Raw genomic sequence first — 18,121 nt, 5'->3', positions numbered from 1 at the left:
TGTCCGAACTATTTATTTGCTTTAAGCTTACAAGCTTACATAATCCTTATATTGCATTCTCTTTAGACCTGCATAGTAGTTCTCTTAAACCTACTAATACTAAAATCTAAATGAAGAAAAGTATATGTTGGGAAATTTGTATGTATGTTTAATGTATTAAAATACCTACTAGCTAGATGAAGAAAAATCCATACTGGGCAATTATATGCATGTTTAATTTATTAATTTATTAAAATATTAAAATATTAAAATTATAGTATGATGTTTATACGTTCAATATATAAAAAAGATGGTAGGCGGCGATCTACAGTAAGGTGGTATATGTATCCGACCATATGGTATGGCTGCTTGATTACCTTTAGCTGCACAAATCTCAGGAATGACATGAAGCATACGCAGCATGCAAATGGACAAAATATTTCTACACAAGAAACCGTAATAAGGGCTTCACCATCTGATTGTACCTGTAAAAATGAGCCTCAGCATCCTGAGTTTAAAATCCAGCCATTGCATATTGCAGCCTATGGCGATTGGTGGAACGACCTGCCATTGCATATGGCAGCCTGTACTGGCTGTATAAATTGTATCAAAAAAATACCGGAAGATGATAGACTAGCAATAATCAAGCATGATAGGGTAAGAAATAGCACAGCGTTGCATATAGCCGCTGCATATGGTCACACAAATGTGGTTGAGGTATTATTAGATAAAGATGCAAACATTGAGGCTATTGACCAATATGGATATACCCCTTTGCATATGGCAGCTATATATGGTAAGTACGATACAGCTAAGCTTTTATTAGAAAGACAGGCAAATAAAAATAGTTCCGATAATTGGTGGTATACCCCTTTGCATTCGGCAGTTCAACATGGTCACTTCCATATAGTAGAACTATTATTGCACCATAATGCAAGTATGCGTTATAAGAGCAAGGGTGAAGGGGATACCGTTTTGCATTGGGTAGTTAAATGTAATAAAGAAGATATAGCTCAACTGTTATTAAATAAGCTTATAGAGATACACCAGATAGAACCGATAAACATTCGGAACAATGATAGAAATACTATGTTACATTTGGCAGTTGAATATGGCATGGAAAATTTGGGTAGGCGATTATTAGATAGCGGTGCTAAAATAGATATGCAGAACCAAGATGGAAATACTGCGCTGCATTTGGCAGCTATACATGGTAGAGAAAATTTAGCTCAGCTGTTATTAAATAAGCTTATACAGATAAACCAGATAAAACAACAGATAAACATTCAGAACAATGATAAAAATACTGTGTTGCATTTGGCAGTTAAAGATGGTGGAGAAAATTTAGTTAAGCTGTTATTAGATAACGGTGCTAAAATAGGCATTGAGAACAAAGATGGAAATACTGCGTTGTATTTGGCAGTTAAATGCAAGCAAGAAAATATAGCTCAGCTGTTATTAAATAAGCTTATACAGATAAACCAGATAGAGCAGATAAACATTCAGAACAATAATAATAATACTGTATTGCATTTGGCAATTAAATATGGCATGAAAAATTTGGTTGGGCTATTATTAGATAGTGGTGCTAAAGATATACAAGACAAAAGGGGAAATATTGCATTACATTTGGCAGTTAAATATAATCAAAAAAATATAGTTCAGCTGTTGTTAAATAAGTTTAATAAGAACAATAATAGAAATACTGTATTGATACAACAGATAAACCAGATAGACATTCAGAATAAGGATCAAAATACTGCATTGCATTTAGCAGCTATATATGGTATAGAAAATTTAGTTGAGCTATTATTAGATAACGGTGCTAAAATAGATATGCAGAACCAAGAGGGGATGATGGCGTTAGAGTGCGCAGTTAAACATAGGCATGCAAATGTGGTTAAGCTATTATTGGATAGGGGCAACAAGATAAACAAACAAAATAAATGGGGGGCTGCTGCTTTGCATTGGGCATCGCAGCAAAGCGACTTAGATGGAATAGAGCTTTTATTAAATGCGGGTGTTAAGGTAGATGATCAAAACGAGGATGGGAATACTGCTTTGCATGTAGCCTATAAGCAATGTTGTCGGTTTGTTGGAAACTATCATGAGTTTACAAGAAGTCGTCAGCTAGATACCGTCAAGTTCTTAGAGCGTTACCATGCTAAGAAAGACATCAAAAACAAGCAAGGATACTCGCCTGAAGATTATGCATATCTTGTCTTTATACGCAACTGTTATGGGATTAACCTTTTAAATAGCAGCGATGTCTCTCATAGAGTAGAGAAAGGTATACTTGGGTACTTGTTACAGAATAATAAGTTCAAGCAAAGAAATACGCCTGCTAATCAGAATATTACAAGGGTGTATTTGCCTGCTGAAACACTTATGGATATATTCAGTTTTATAACAACCGATTTATATTTGGATGCTACAGGACAAGTTACCCAAAGCGGTACGCAGTTACCTTTTGTGAATAGGTGGATAACAAGCAATCATGGCAGAGAGGATATAATTCAAGAATTACGTGATTATGTGGGAAATAATATAAATATAAATCCAAATCAAGCTATGGAATACGAGAGGGTGGCCAGTGGATTATTGGATAACGCTAGAGCGTTAAGGGACTTAAGAAGAGGAATGGGATCTAACTATGGTGAATATGATATGGATGTGTGGTAATGTAGTAAAAACGTGCATCTCACCGGATACTTTCAAAGTGAGGCTGTTGCAATAGACAATTTAAAATATACATAGAAGCCGTATGCGACTCCTTATATAATGGTGTTTATGGTATGCTTATTTTATAACCTGCTTATCATCAGTAGTATTATTCTGTGTTTGGTTAACACCAGCAAGCTATTACGTAACATGCCGAAGCGGTAATATGGCTAAATCATGCCGTGTTATTCCCTATTGCAACGGCCTCACTCTATGCCTAAACTTCGTTTAACTAGCTTTAAAATAGTGGAAAATACTATTGGAAAAGTAAGTTTCCTTCTGCGTGTGAACATATGGCCGCCTTTGGAATGGATAGTCTGAAATATGGCTGAATACAATTTATCTTTAATTTCCGAAATAAAATTTTCCCCTAAAAACTCTTTCATAAAAAAATGTATCATACACTTTTTTATGAAATAATAAAAAAAGAATTTATTCGTTAAATAAGAAGCCATGTAGCAAATGTAAAAAAAATATCCTATTCTACTTGGTTATCAATAATAGTTAAACCTTAAGTTGACGCCATTGGGTGAACGGGTACGCTTCACATCGGTTATAAACTTATAAAATTGTAGTATCTTGTAATGCCTGAAGGGGCATTAGAAATGGTTAATGGGTAATAACGATGGGTAATAATGCTTACTGCTGTGAACACTTTTGATATAGACCAAGTTAGGTCTTATTTTCCTCTTTTAAATCAACAAGTGTATGATAGGCCACTGGTTTATTTTGACAATGCTGCTACTACCCATAAACCCATTTCGGTTATACGTAGTGCACAGCATTTCTATGAGAGGGACAATGCAAATATTTACCGCGGTATGCACGCCTTATCTGCTCGCGTTACGACGGCCTTAGAACATACACGCCTTGCTGTACAAAAATTCCTACATGCGCCTGAGGTAGAAAACATTATTTTTACTTCTGGAGCCACAGAAAGTATTAATTTAATTGCTGCCACTTATGGAGAAATGGAAATTGGTGCCGGAGATGAAGTGTTAATTTCTGAGATGGAACACCATGCCAACCTTGTTCCATGGCAGCTGCTTTGTAAACGCAAAAAAGCCATTTTAAAGGTTATACCTATGGATGATAGGGGGCAGTTAGACCTAACCCATCTCGATAGATGGATTACCGCACGTACCAAAATAGTTGCGGTAAGTTATGTTTCTAATACATTGGGGACGATACATCCGATTAAAACCATTATAGATAACGCACATGCCAAAGGTGCACTGGTTGTAATAGATGGTGCACAAGCCGTAGCCCATCTCCCTATTGATGTTACGGCTTTGGATTGTGATTTTTTTGTCTTCTCTGCTCATAAAATGTATGGTCTTACTGGGTTAGGGTTTTTATATGGTAAGAAAAAGTGGTTAGAAGCCATGCCTCCCTATCAAACGGGTGGTGGCATGGTGAAACAGGTTACATTAACGGATACTATTTATCTTGATCCCCCTTATAAATTTGAGCCAGGCACCCCTCCTTTAGCTGCGATTATTTCTTTTGCAGAAGCGCTCAAATTTATGGCAAGTATAGGTTATCCTAAGATGGCTGCACATGAAGAAATCTTGCTATGTTATGCCATGGCTGGTTTAACACATATGCCAGCCGTACAGTTGGTAGGTAGCGCTACCGAAAGAATAGGTATTATTTCTTTTAATTTAACAAATATGCACCACTTAGATGTCGGCTTATTGTTAGATGCAAAAGGCATTGCTGTCCGTACAGGCCATTGTTGTACCCAGCCGCTTATGCATAGATTAGGTATAGAGGGCGTTGTACGTGTTTCTTTTGCTTTGTACAACACCATTGAGGAAATAGATCTTTTTTTAGAAGCATTACAGCAAATTATTCACAAAGCAACTTAGGTAGTATGGAAAAGTTACCATTTAAAACCATTGATCAGCATCAAGACGATATCATAGATGCATTTGCTAGCTTGTGTGGAGAAAGAGAAGTGATGCTTGACTATCTTATTGATTTAGGAAGCGCATTGGCCCCTATGGAGCTCTTATATAAAACAGATAACCATTTGGTGCAAGGTTGTATGTCTAAAGTATGGTTGATGGAGGTAGAAAAGGAAGGATTATTGTTTTTTCAAGCAGACAGCAATACGGCTATTACAAAAGGATTAATCAGTCTCTTGCTTAAAGCAGTTTCTGGCCAATCTATATTAGCTATTGCAGCTGCTAAGTTCTATTTTGTAGAGGCGATTGGCATAAGCGAACTGATAGGATGGCAGCGAGCGAGTGGATTTTCGCATATGATTAAAGAAATCAAATTAAAAGCATTATCCAGATTGGCACAAAGCAGGCATGCATAATGGCTTCTTTGTGGTAAGGCTAATGGACAAGGCTAATTATAAAAATTATACACTTGTATGATAAAAACGTATACTAAAAACGTAGGCATGGAACCGGCAGCAATGCATCTTCCTACATCTGATGGGTTTGCTGCCAATGCCAAATATCCACCGCATGCCTTAGACCTGGAAGAGGGGGTATTGGGTGCATTGATGTTGGAGAAAGAAGCGTTGGTTAGTGTAATTGATCTTTTAAAACCTGAAAGTTTTTATAAAGAATCCCATCAAGAAATCTACCGGGCCATTCTATTTCTTTTTAATGATTCTGAGCCCATAGATATGCTTACTGTGGTCAATCAGTTGCGAAAAGATGGTAAACTGGCAGCAGTAGGGGGCAGCTATTATGTAAGTTATCTGACTACGCGCATTAGCTCTTCAGCCAATATTGAATTTCATGCTAGGGCTATTATTGAATATGAAATTCGGAGAAAGTTACTATCGGTTTCCAGTACTATACAAAAGCATGCCTATGATCCTACTATGGATGTTTTTAATGTGTTGGACCGTACGGAACAGGCTCTTTTTGAAATTTCTGATGGCAATGTACGCAAAGGTTATCTAGACATGCGTTCGTTATTGGTAGAAGCTTTTGATAATTTATCCAATCGTCGTACACGTGTAGATGGCCTTACGGGTATTCCTAGTGGGTTTATTGTTTTAGATCGTATTACATCTGGTTGGCAAAAGTTTGATTTGATTATTATCGCGGCTAGACCTGGTATGGGTAAGACAGCTTTTGTACTTTCTGCTTTGCGTAATGCGGCGATAGATTATAAAACACCAGTAGCTATTTTTTCTTTGGAGATGGGTGCTTTACAGTTGGTGAATAGATTGATTTCAGCTGAAGCAGAGCTTGCTAGTGAAAAAATTAAGCAAGGTAAATTAATGGACCATGAGTGGGAACAGTTGCTCCATAAAACGGCTGAGCTTTCTAATGCACCCATTTATGTAGATGATACGCCCGCGCTTTCTATTTTTGAATTACGCACCAAATGTAGAAGACTTAAAGCTAAGCATAACATTCAATTAGTTGTTATTGACTATTTGCAGCTTATGTCAGGTGATCCGACTAAGGGTGGTAGCAATCGTGAACAAGAGATCGCTTCTATTTCACGTGCCCTTAAAAGCATAGCTAAAGAGTTGGATATTGCTGTTATTGCATTGTCTCAGTTAAGTAGAGCGGTAGAAACGCGTGGTGGCAGCAAACGACCACAACTTTCTGATCTTCGTGAATCTGGTTCTATTGAACAGGATGCTGATCTTGTCTTGTTTTTGTATAGGCCAGAATATTATGGATTAACAGAGGATGAATCAGGCAATTCTACGCAGGGGCTAGTAGAGGTTATTGTTGCCAAGCATCGCAATGGGGCGTTAGATAATGTACACTTGCAATTTATAGGATGGTATATGAAATTTATGGATTGTGGTATGCCCGCTGCTATACAGTCGGAACAGTTTACTACTGTTATCCGTTCTAGTAAAGCAAATGAGCTACAGGAAACGTTTGATGTATTTTGAGGTACAGGATTGGTAATAAAATACCTTATAATTGGTTATTAGATCGCTTTCAAAACTAACGTTTTAGTAAAATGCGAAGCCGTTGCAATAGAAAATTGCAGCATTGTATTATACAAATATAGAGTTCTTTATAAGTTTACAGCACTAAAAATGTATGGTTTATATTCTTTTTAAGGCTTTTAACTAACACTTGCGTATAGATTTCTCTTTTTTATAAAATTTTTGTTTTCTATTGCAACGGCCTCAATGTGACATGCGCCTGTCAACTTCTAAATTTTTTGCAACGATAATGAAATTATTGTCAATGGTAAAACAACAATCCGTTGTAACATTTCCATGCCTAATTTCAATCATGTTCCTAATACTAACGTTTGACGCTCCTTATGTTTGTGCACAATCCTGCCCTTCTTTTGCGGTAGTAGTTGTAAACAATTTTATAGCTAAACCTGTTGTAAACAGTATTGCAACTCAATTTGGTAGTAAAGTAGCTATTATCGAGGCAAGTAATTTATATTGGCAAATACAATATAATTTAAAATCTTTAGACAGTCAATCTAAAAAACTTTATACGTATATTTTACGTAAGTTACGTAAATACACGGTAAACCCTAAAACTTTTCCGCTTGTTCTCATTGGAGAAAGTAAAGGAGGCGTTACATCCTGTTTGTTGGCTAAACAGTACAACGATAAGTTAAATATACAAGCTATTATTACCCTTTTTGCACCGCTCAATGGTGCACCTATACTAAAGCGTAGCAGCAATGAAATACAAATGTTTATAGCGCATACAAAAGCATATATGAAACATATTAACTATTGCTTGCCTATAGGAAATGTATGGTATCTAAAGGGCTTAGCCTGGTTGTTAAAAAAAATAAAAATAAGTGGGTTAAACGATTTGTTACCTAATAGCCGCTGTATCAAGCAAATAGAGAATTTTATACATAGTGATGCACATACCATTCCTTGTTTATTAATTGCTGGTTACTATGATAATTTGGGGAAGTATCTACTTAACAAGGCAGCTAGCGTTAATTTACCTATGCAGGTGATACAATCATTTAATGATGCGTATGGACAATTTATAACGGAAAAGCAAGCGGTTTATCATGATGGATTGATTCCCTTATCTAGCCAATTGTTATGGGTATAGGTATGGATGTGGATGTGGGTATGGATGATAGTGCTTGTGCTATGCTTGCCGACATGGAGCATTATAAAATGGTTATGCCCACATTACACCGTTCACATATATATAGAAGGATTTATAAAGATATGATCCATGGTAGGACACCTCTTTCTAAATTTATGGTATCTGATATAATGCATTTTATTCATGAAAAAGTAAAGTATACGGAATGTAGCCATTTCTGAAATGGGCACTGTATTTGCTTTAAGCCTGCGTAATCCTTACATTTACCTTAGACTTGCCTAGTAAATTCTCTTACCTAGATGAAGGAAAGCCCATACTGCGCAATTGTATATATGTTTAATTTATTAAAATAATAGTCTGATGTTTATGTATTCAATACATAAAAAAGTGCGAAGGTAACGGGTAATAGAACGTATACACTTTAAACTATTATAATTATGCAATTCAATATATCCTTATTTTATTTATATTTCTTGATCCTATTCTTACTAGGGGGGCTGTGCCCAGAACAATCAATTTATGCGTAAACATGAAATCTATTTAAAGGCGTATCCTGAGCATATATCAGCCATTACAGATACGGCTATAGTTTATAAAGATGGTACACAACAGGCAGTAAGTGATGGCAAAGAAAATGAAAAAAGTTACTCAGAAAAACTGAATACTGCCAGTTTGCTTGATCAACTTTCTATTCCGTATATAGTGGAATCTAGCCATGGTAATTATATGGATAGTGTTAAACAGCAAAATTATGATCCAGGCAGAATACGTAATATCGCATTATTCAAAAAAATATATGGAAATAGTGAAGAAGAAGTTAGCAGCAATCTGGTTAAGATTGAGTGGATGCCAAAAAGCTTTCAACTTCCAAGTTCACTTTTAGTTACAAAAGTCAATAATGTATCAGAAAAATTAAAAAATATTTCAGTAGAATTGGATGATTTACCGGATGAATTCAAAGATTATCTTAAAGATCCAGGTGGAACATTTAACTGGAGGGTTATTGAAGGTACAGATCGAGCCAGTGCACATAGCTTTGGTATGACAGTTGACATAAATGTAGAACACTCTAATTACTGGTTATGGGACTATAAAAAAAACAATCCTGGAAACGATGCAATCAAGGAGGAAGATATTGATCCTGATAAATTCCCTATTTATCAAAATAAAATTCCTATAGAAATTGTTAAAATTTTTGAGAAATATCATTTTATATGGGGAGGAAAGTGGTATCATTATGATACCATGCATTTTGAATATCGCCCTGAACTTTTTCCGGAACATTTACTGTAATTGTCCAAATACATCTACTGGCCATCTCTGGCCCACTTTCACCCGAATAGGAACTCCATGGGGGTGAAACACACGCAGCATGATAATGCTATGAGGCCGCTGCAATATTAGCTAATGGTAGATGGACAGAAAAAATACCAACTATTGCCTATTTGTAATTAAATGAATAACATAGTTGCTACGCAAGCAAACGGATACGTATCCGTTCAGTGGAGTGGCCTAAGTCTCTATAATCTGGGAAAGAATATGGAAAGGATTTAGCTTTTGTTGCTTCCAGGATAGATAGAGAGAAATTATTCTTTCCAAAAATCTATTTCCCCGTTCAGATTGGGTAAAGTAAGGTATCCGTTCAGTGGAGTGGCCTAAGTCTCTATAATCTGGGAAAGAATATGGAAAGGATTTAGCTTTTGTTGCTTCCAGGATAGATAGAGAGAAATTATTCTTTCCAAGAATCTATTTCCCCGTTCAGATTGGGTAAAGTAAGCATTCTTCCGATAGACTACATAATGTCTAATTTGCCTTTCAGCATGGTTATTCGTTAAGGGTATAGTTAAGGGATCCTCTAAGAATTTCCATAATGCTTTTTCAATTTTTAATATATTTTTAGCTACACGTACCGCATGCGGCGCATCAGGAATAGGTAAAATACCTCTTAAATAATAACCGGTTNCAAAAGTGTATACCATGAAACCAAGGAAGCCAAACTCTTCTATGAAAAAAGTAGCTAGGGTACGCCTCACAACTGGTAAAGAAGTAAACGTATATATTCCTGGAGAAGGGCATAATTTACAAGAGCACTCCATCGTGCTGGTTAGAGGGGGGGGAGTAAAAGACTTATCGGGTGTCCGATATGGTGTGATTCGTGGTGTATTGGATACCTCAGGCGTTAGTGGAAGATGCCAAGGTAGATCCTTATATGGAGCAAAGAAATCTAAAAAGAAATAACTGGTTAATCTAAATTAACCAGTTCCTGTAGGCTATTGCCTTAATAGCTGAACTATATCTCTAAGAGTAGCCATCATAGAGAGGGTACAAGCATAGGGTTACATGCCCCAGATAAAAAATTAATTTCAGTGAAAGCAAGAAAATAAATTATGAGAAGAAAGCAAGCTATAAAAAGAGTTTTACCACCTGACTATAAATATGGAGATCCGCTTGTAACTAGGTTTGTAAACGGATTAATGAAAAAAGGGAAAAAAAGTCTTTCTTTTAGTATATTTTATAATACAATTGACTTAGTAGCACAAAAAACCAAAGAAGATGGGTTGGAAGTTTGGCGTAGAGCGCTAAATAATGTAACCCCTCTATTAGAGGTTAAACGCCGTCGCGTGGGGGGTGCTACGCTTCAAGTGCCTATTGAAATAAGAGCAGATAGAAGGGTTTTTTTAGGTATAAAATGGTTGATTTCTTTTGCTCGATCCCGCGGAGAAAAAACCATGCAAGAAAGGCTTACCAATGAAATTATTGCAGCTTCTAAAGAAGAAGGAACTGCTTTCAAACGTAAAGTAGATACCCATAAAATGGCAAGTTCAAATAAAGCCTTCTCACATTTTAATTTGAGATAAGTGGCAACAAACGAATTAACATTTTTAAGAAACATAGGCATCATGGCCCATATTGATGCCGGTAAAACTACTACAACTGAACGCATTCTGTACTATACAGGTCTTACCCACAAAATAGGCGAAGTACATGATGGAGGTGCAGTCATGGATTGGATGGCTCAAGAGCAAGAACGAGGGATTACTATTACCTCTGCTGCCACTACCACATTTTGGAAATATCCTACTATACAAGGAAAATCAAATGAAAAAACACAAACTTACAAGATTAACATTATCGATACACCTGGCCACGTAGATTTTACGGTTGAGGTAGAACGTTCTTTACGTGTCTTAGATGGTGCAGTTGCCTTATTTTGCGCCGTAAGTGGCGTAGAGCCTCAGTCTGAAACTGTTTGGCGTCAAGCTGACAAATATAAAGTGCCACGCATCTGTTTCATAAATAAAATGGATAGAGCTGGTGCCAACTTTTTTAATGCGCTCAATGAAATCAAGGAAAAGCTGGGTACTAACCCTGTTCCATTGCAAATTCCTATTGGCAGTGAAGCTGCATTTAAAGGAGTTGTGGATTTGATTACCAATGAAGCAATGATTTGGAATGAGGATGATTTAGGTATGACCTACCAGGTAGTAGCTATTCCTGACGATTTAGTAGAAACTATTGAAGAATGGCGTCAAAAATTGATTGAAAATGTAGCCAGTTATGACGAAGGACTTATGGAAAAATTCTTTGACAATCCAAAAGCCATTACCACAGATGAGATCAGGGCAGCCGTTCGAAAAGCTGTTATGGATCTCTCTTTTTCTCCTGTTCTCTGTGGTTCTGCTTTTAAAAATAAGGGTGTGCAAGCATTATTGGATGCAGTATGTGCGTATCTTCCTTCTCCATTAGATTTACCTCCAGTAGCCTGTATCCATCCAGATACAAACGAAACAGCATTTAGAAAACCAGAAAATAGTGAACCATTTACCGCATTGGCTTTTAAAATTGCAACGGATCCTTTTGTAGGTAGACTTGCTTTTTTACGTGTATATGCGGGTACCTTACCTGCTGGATCCTACGTTTACAACAATAGAACAGGTAAAAAAGAACGAATTTCTCGTTTGATGCAAATGCATGCCAATAAACAAAATCCCATTGACACGGTACAAGCAGGAGATATTTGTGCGGTTGTAGGATTTAAGGAAATTAAAACAGGGGACACCCTAACAAGTGAAAAGCATAAAGCTATACTGGAAGCCATCACCTTCCCAGAACCGGTAATTGGTTATTCTATTGAGCCAAAAAAGCAAGCAGATCAAGACAAGTTAACCATGTCTATTGCCAAGTTAATGGAAGAAGATCCGACTTTGCGTATGGAAACCAATAGTGAAACTGGTCAAACCATCCTAAAAGGGATGGGTGAGCTGCACTTAGAGATTATCATTGATCGCCTTAAACGAGAATTTAAACTTGAAATTAACCAGGGCGCACCGCAAGTAGCCTATAAGGAAGCGCTTACCACTACCATAACACACAAGGAAGTGTACAAAAAACAAACAGGTGGTAGAGGTAAGTTTGCAGATATTTCTTTTGAAATAGGACCTAGAGAAAAGATTGGAGAAGAACCGATTCAGCCCGGATTAGAATTTGTGAACAAGATTGTTGGAGGGGTTATTCCTAAGGAATTTATCCCATCTATTCAAAAAGGATTTACCATGGCTATGGATAATGGTCCATTGGCAAACTATCCTGTAGAATCCATGCGCGTTAAAATTTTCCATGGTTCTTATCATGAGGTTGACTCCGATTCCTTATCATTTGAATTAGCCGCTAGGGTTGGATTTAGGGCAGCTGCCCAGAAAGCTTCTCCTGTGCTACTAGAACCCATTATGTCTATAGAAGTAGCTACCCCTGATGAATTTACAGGTCCAGTAACAGGTGATCTTAATAGAAGAAGAGGGATTATGAAAGGAATGAGCAGTAAAATTGGGTTGCAAATGGTTAAAGCAGATGTGCCATTGGCAGAACTGTTTGGTTATGTTACTGACCTAAGAACCATTACTTCAGGTAGGGCTTCTGCTTCATTGACTTTTTCGCATTATGAACCCGTTCCTAAAAACTTAGCAGAGGGTATTATCAATAAAGTAAAAGGCATAACGGTATAAAATATATATCTATATTATTGCAATAAAACATATGAATCAAAAAATTCGCATTAAACTTAAATCATTCGATTCTATTCTATTGGATAAATCAGCAGAAAATATCGTTAAAGCTGTAAAGGCAACCCGAACAGTCGTAAATGGTCCAATACCGCTTCCATGTACAAAAGAGGTCTATACTGTTTTGCGTTCTCCACATATAGATAAGAAGTCAAGAGAACAGTTTCAGCTTTGTACCCATAAAAGGTTAATAGACATCTATTCCAATAGTTCAAAGGCAGTAGATGCGCTAATGAAATTAGAACTACCTAGTGGTGTAGAAGTTGAAATTAAAGTTTAAAATGATATTTAGGGGCAACCATTCCCTTATGTATTGGTAACGTTTTCGATTTTTGCTACAATACAATATTAATATATTCGTTCACTTGCGTGATAGAAATATTGTATCCGTTCACCTGCGTAGCAGCCGTATTTTATAGATTATAGCAAATGGCTAATATTTGATAAATGATGATTTTATCCATTTTTTTTAAAAACTACTTCTTTGTTTTAAACAACTACTTCTTTTACAGCTACTTTTTTTGCTTGATCAAAAAAAGTAGCCAAAAAAAATCAAGCGCTGGTGAACAAAGCTGTTGAAAATTCCAGTCTGAAAGCTGAAAATCAGAACTCGCTCTCTATGGTCACTCAATGGATTTGGAAAGCTGGCAAGGCGCGCGAGGGTGAAGCGCACGCAGCATAGTACCCACTATGTGAGTTCGCCCCATGATGTATGTACATACATCACGGGGACCCCAAGTACGCTGAATCCCGAAGCGGAACACAGCCAGCTTTTCAAAGACGAAGAGTAGGCTCAAACAGGCTGATTTTCTACTAACTTTCAAACTGAAATTTTCTAATCACAGCTTTGTTCAAGGCGCATTTTTTACGATCTAATATTATTGCGCTATTTCTAATTGATGTGAACACAGATACGTATAGGCCACATGACTGAACGGATACTTAGGCAAACACATTCCTTATTATTTGTGTTACTGGTTACATATTGGACATCGTGGATGCTCCTGCCACCAGCGTGCAATACATGCTGCATGAAAATAATGGCCACATTGAATAGGTTGCGTATCTTGTTCATTTATACATATACTACATGTTGGATCCAACTGGGACCACCTCATGGGATGTTTTTCTCGTATACCCTGAATTAATCTCTGTATATTATTTTTACATCTTTCGTTTTCCGTTTTTCTTTTTAACGAAGGTACCATATGTGTTACATAGAATACGGCTATGTTTATTCCCACCCCACATAGAAAAGATCCATACGCTCCATTGATATATGCCTCTCTTGCTAAGGACCACCCTAGATTAATCGCCTGCATACGTAGTGTATATACAACTAGTTGATCTGGAGACCACCAACTTTCATTTTTTTTATTATTATACACATAAGCATGGCTTATTTCCTCAATAAATTGCTTTTCTATCGCTGCATCATCTTCTGCTGGTAATCCTTCAGGAACTATTTGCGAATTTATATTTCTTGTTGGTAAATTATTATCTTTATTGTCTTGTGTATTAATCTTATCTATGTTATATGGACAAGCAGATTTGCTACATCCCATAAATAATAGCGATATAAAAAAATAGCAATACCATAATTGGTTGATCACATTTATTTTCATATTGAGTATGAGTAGTAGTGTTGTTATGTTGTTATGGATGAATATATGGTTGAGCATTGCGTGGGATCCCCCACCTGCTAGTTACTTTGATTAAATATACCTAGTATAAAAAAGAAAGAAAAAAACCAAAAATCAAATCTCGCTCCTACGGAGCTCAGATAAATTGATTTTCTTTTGATTTTTTTCCTTTCTTTCCTTTCTACAGTTTTTTCAAGGCGTATTTTTATGATCTTGCATTATTGCACTATTTCTAATGGATACGAACAGGAATACGCATAGACCACTCCACTGAACAGATACGGCCACTTTATTTGCTTTAAGCTTAGATAATCCTTACCTTTTACTATAGGCTTGTATGGTAGTTTGCTTACCTACATAAATAAAAGTCCATGTTAGACAATTGTATGCATATTTAATTTATTAAATATTAATATAGATGTTTAATGTATTTAATTAATAAAAATATTAAAATTATAGTTATGATGTTTGTGCATTCAATATATAAAAAAGGTTGTAGGCGGCGATCTACAGTAAATTGGTATATGTATCCGGCAATATGGTATAGCTGTTTCATTACCTATAGTTGCACAAATCTCAAAAATGGCATGAAGCATACGCAGGATGCAAATGGGCAAAATATTTCTACACAAGAAACCGTAGTAAGGGCTTCACAATCTGATTGTATCTGTAAAAATGCGTCTCCGCTTGCTGCGTTTAATAGCGATAAGTTACATATGGCAGCCTATGCTGGCTGTATGGATTGTATCGAAAAAATACCGAAAGATAGTCCAGACATAATCAAGCATGATAAGGTAAGAAATAGTACATTGTTGCATACAGCCACTAGATATGGTCGCACATATGTGGCTGAGGTATTATTAGATAAAGGTGCAAACATTGAGGCTATCGATAAAGATGGATATACTGCTTTGCATCTGGCAGCTATATATGGTAAGTACGATATAGCGAAGCTTTTATTAGAAAGTCAGGCAAATAAAAATAGTTACGATAAATTGTGGCATACAGCTTTGCATTGGGCAGTTAAACACGGTCACTGCGATATAGCAGAACTATTATTGTCCTATAATGCAAGTATACATTATAGGAACCAAGGTGAACGGGATACCGTTTTACATTGGGCAGTTAAATATAATCAAGAAAATATAGCTCAAAATATAGTTCAGCTATTATTAAATAAGCTTATAGAGATAAACCAGATAGAACAGATAAACATTCAGAACAAAGATGGAAATACTGTGTTGCATTTGGCAGTTGAATATGGCATGAAAAATTTGGTTGGGCTATTATTAGATAGCGGTGCTAAAATAAACATTCAGAACAAAGATGGAAATACTGCGTTACATTTGGTAGTTAAATATAATCAAGAAAATATAGCTCAAAATATAGTTCAGCTATTATTAAATAAGCTTATACAGATAAACCAGATAGATCAGATAAACATTCAAAACAATGATGGAAATACTGCGTTGCATTTAGCAGCTATACATGGTATAGAAAATTTAACTGAGCTATTATTAGATAACGGTGCTAAAATAAACATTCGGAACAAAGATGGAAATACTGCGTTGCATTTGGCAGTTAAATATAATCAAGAAAATATAGCTCAACTGTTATTAAATAAGCTTATACAGATAAACCAGATAGATCAGATAAACATTCAAAACAATGATGGAAATACTGCGTTGCATTTAGCAGCTATCGATGGTAGAGAAAATTTAGTTGAACTATTATTAGATAACGGTGCTAAAATAGATATGCAGAACAAAAAGCAGATGATGCCGCTAGAGTACGCAGTTAAACATAGGCACGCAAATATGGTTAAGCTATTATTGGATAGGGGCAACAAGATAAACAAACAAAATAAATGGGGCATTGCTGCTTTGCATTGGGCGTCGAAACAAAGTGACTTAGATGGAATAGAGCTTTTATTAAATGCGGGTGTTAAGGTAGATGCTCAAAACGATGATGGAAATACTGCGTTGCATATAGCCTATAGGCAATGTTGTAGGTTTATTGGAAGCTATCATAAGTTTACAAGAAGTCGTCAGCTAAATACCGTTAAGCTCTTAGAGCGTTGCAGTGCTAGGAAAGACATTGAAAATAAGCAAGGATACTCGCCTGAAGATTATGCATATCTTGTCTTTATACGCAACTGTTATGGGATTAACCTTTTAAATAGCAGAGATGGTTCTCATATAGTAGAGAAGCGTATACTTGGGTATTTACTACAGAATAATAAGTTTAAGCAAAGAAATACGCCTACTAATCAGAATTCTGAGAGTTTACACTCGCATCTTCCTAATGAAATATGGGATATATGCAAGTTTATAACAACCGATTTATATTTGAATGCTACAGGACAAGTTACCCAAAGTGGTACGCAGTTACCTCAATTACGTGATTATGTGGAAAAAATAAATCCAGATCAAGCTATGGAATACGAAAGAGTGGCCAGTGGATTATTAAATAGCGCTAGAGAGTTAAGGGATTTATGCAGTAAATCTTCATGTGTGGTAATGTAGGAAAAGCGTGCATCTCACGGCCACACACCTAAACGAATCCGTTCACTTGCATGGTAGCCATATTTTATAGATTATAGCAAATGGCTAATATTTGATAATTAATGATTTTATCCATTTATTTAGAAGCTACTTCTTTTAAAGCTACTTTTTGATCAAGCAAAATTTGGTTTATAGTTAATTTATGTTTAAATTTTATTATTAAGAGCAAATAAAATAGGTATATAGGTAAGAATCAAAATCGCAAAAACTCGTAAATATAAGCGCATTGAAATAATTCAACGCTTAATATGCTGATACTGTCTGATTTTTATCACTTATTTTATTAGGGCTAGTTGTTTAATCTTTTTTATAGGATCTAATGTCCTAAGTAGCCAAACAGCATACTAGCCCTTGCTCTTAATTTTATTCTTAATATATCGATACAAAACTTTCGATAATCCCTAATGGTAGTATACGGTATCCGTTCAGTCATGTGGCCTATACGTATCTGTGTTCACACCCATTAGCAATAGCGCAATAATACTAGATCTTAAAAAATGCGCCTTGAACAAAGCTGTGACTAGAAAAATTCAGTCGTATCCGTTCAGTCGTGTAGCCAATTAGAAATAGTGCAATAATATAAGTTTATAAAAAACGCGCCTTGAGGCCGTTGCAATAGAAAAATGGCAACGTATTTTTTATAGAAATCTAGATGTAACTTGTACATTTTTGTACGTTTACAGCACTAAAATATTATTTTTTATGTACTTTTAAAGACTTTTTAGTAATGATTAGGTAGACGCTTATTTCTTTTATTAAATTTTTGTTTCCTATTGCAACGGTCTCGCCTTGAACAAAGCTGTGATTAGAAAAATTCAGTCTGAGAGCAATGTAGAAAATCAGCCTGTTTGAGCTTACTCTTCGTCTTTGAAAATCTGGCTATGTTCCGCTTCGGGATTCAGCGTACTTGGGGTCCCCATGATGTATGTATATACATCATGGGGCGAACTCGCATAGTTCTACTATGCTGCGTGCGCTTCACCCTCGCGCGCCTTGCCAGCTTTCCAAATCCATTGAGTAATCGTCTCTTCGTCTTTGAAAAGCTGGCTATGTTCCGCTTCGGGATTCAGTGTACTCGCATAGTGGGTACTATGCTGCGTGCACTTCACCCTCGTGCG

At 36.2% G+C, this 18,121-nt stretch carries 12 protein-coding genes and 3 pseudogenes; 12 read left to right on the top strand and 3 right to left on the bottom strand.

Features of this window, described 5'->3' with window-relative positions:
- The first annotated feature begins 384 nt into the window (after positions 1-384).
- Entirely contained in the window at positions 385-2,661 is a 2,277-nt protein-coding gene (locus tag EDM02_RS03280) for an ankyrin repeat domain-containing protein (protein ID WP_184891121.1), read from the top strand.
- Between the two features lie 248 nt (positions 2,662-2,909).
- Here the strand turns inward: EDM02_RS03280 and EDM02_RS03275 are convergent.
- Positions 2,910-3,086, bottom strand: a pseudogene (locus EDM02_RS03275) (IS4-like element ISWosp8 family transposase); the annotation flags it as partial.
- Between the two features lie 249 nt (positions 3,087-3,335).
- Between EDM02_RS03275 and EDM02_RS03270 the strand changes: the two are divergent.
- From EDM02_RS03270 to EDM02_RS03245, 6 genes are all read left to right on the top strand, one after another.
- Positions 3,336-4,571, top strand: coding sequence for an aminotransferase class V-fold PLP-dependent enzyme (locus EDM02_RS03270; RefSeq protein WP_123663072.1), 1,236 nt, complete (start codon positions 3,336-3,338; stop codon positions 4,569-4,571).
- A 5-nt stretch (positions 4,572-4,576) separates the two neighbouring features.
- The gene (locus EDM02_RS03265) at positions 4,577-5,026 is read left to right on the top strand and encodes a SufE family protein (protein ID WP_123663070.1); all 450 of its coding nucleotides are present in this window, start codon (positions 4,577-4,579) and stop codon (positions 5,024-5,026) included.
- A gap of 87 nt (positions 5,027-5,113) precedes the next feature.
- The gene (dnaB, locus tag EDM02_RS03260; protein ID WP_184891120.1) at positions 5,114-6,583 is read left to right on the top strand and encodes a replicative DNA helicase; all 1,470 of its coding nucleotides are present in this window, start codon (positions 5,114-5,116) and stop codon (positions 6,581-6,583) included.
- 352 nt (positions 6,584-6,935) lie between these two features.
- The gene (locus EDM02_RS03255) at positions 6,936-7,736 is read left to right on the top strand and encodes an alpha/beta fold hydrolase domain-containing protein (protein ID WP_123663066.1); all 801 of its coding nucleotides are present in this window, start codon (positions 6,936-6,938) and stop codon (positions 7,734-7,736) included.
- Positions 7,727-7,957, top strand: a complete 231-nt coding sequence (locus EDM02_RS03250; protein WP_123663064.1) for a hypothetical protein — start codon at positions 7,727-7,729, stop codon at positions 7,955-7,957. The genes EDM02_RS03255 and EDM02_RS03250 overlap by 10 nt, the downstream gene beginning before the upstream one ends.
- Positions 7,958-8,255: 298 nt before the next feature.
- The gene (locus tag EDM02_RS03245) at positions 8,256-9,029 is read left to right on the top strand and encodes a M15 family metallopeptidase (RefSeq protein WP_123663062.1); all 774 of its coding nucleotides are present in this window, start codon (positions 8,256-8,258) and stop codon (positions 9,027-9,029) included.
- Between the two features lie 362 nt (positions 9,030-9,391).
- Here EDM02_RS03245 and EDM02_RS03240 read toward each other — a convergent pair.
- Positions 9,392-9,697 (bottom strand): annotated as a pseudogene (locus EDM02_RS03240) (IS66 family transposase); the annotation flags it as partial.
- A 4-nt stretch (positions 9,698-9,701) separates the two neighbouring features.
- On the opposite strand from EDM02_RS03240, the pseudogene rpsL reads away from it, so the two are divergent.
- The 4 genes and pseudogenes from rpsL to rpsJ form a co-directional block, all read left to right on the top strand.
- Positions 9,702-9,974, top strand: a pseudogene (gene rpsL, locus EDM02_RS03235) (30S ribosomal protein S12); the annotation flags it as partial.
- 149 nt (positions 9,975-10,123) lie between these two features.
- Complete coding sequence (rpsG, locus tag EDM02_RS03230; protein WP_123663061.1) at positions 10,124-10,594, top strand: 30S ribosomal protein S7; 471 nt, start codon at positions 10,124-10,126, stop codon at positions 10,592-10,594.
- On the top strand, positions 10,595-12,739 hold the full coding sequence (fusA, locus tag EDM02_RS03225) for an elongation factor G (RefSeq protein WP_123663059.1): 2,145 nt from the start codon (positions 10,595-10,597) through the stop codon (positions 12,737-12,739).
- Positions 12,740-12,770: 31 nt separating this feature from the next.
- Complete coding sequence (gene rpsJ / locus EDM02_RS03220; RefSeq protein WP_123663057.1) at positions 12,771-13,076, top strand: 30S ribosomal protein S10; 306 nt, start codon at positions 12,771-12,773, stop codon at positions 13,074-13,076.
- Positions 13,077-13,767: 691 nt separating this feature from the next.
- Here rpsJ and EDM02_RS03215 read toward each other — a convergent pair.
- Complete coding sequence (locus EDM02_RS03215) at positions 13,768-14,421, bottom strand: RING finger domain-containing protein (RefSeq protein ID WP_221179601.1); 654 nt, start codon at positions 14,419-14,421, stop codon at positions 13,768-13,770.
- Positions 14,422-15,026: 605 nt separating this feature from the next.
- Between EDM02_RS03215 and EDM02_RS03210 the strand changes: the two genes are divergently transcribed.
- On the top strand, positions 15,027-16,964 hold the full coding sequence (locus EDM02_RS03210; protein WP_184891118.1) for an ankyrin repeat domain-containing protein: 1,938 nt from the start codon (positions 15,027-15,029) through the stop codon (positions 16,962-16,964).
- Positions 16,965-18,121 lie beyond the last annotated feature (1,157 nt).

Source organism: Candidatus Cardinium hertigii, assembly GCF_003788695.1.
The sequence above is the reverse complement of the archived record's forward strand: the minus strand, read 5'-3'. Positions and strand labels throughout refer to the sequence as shown.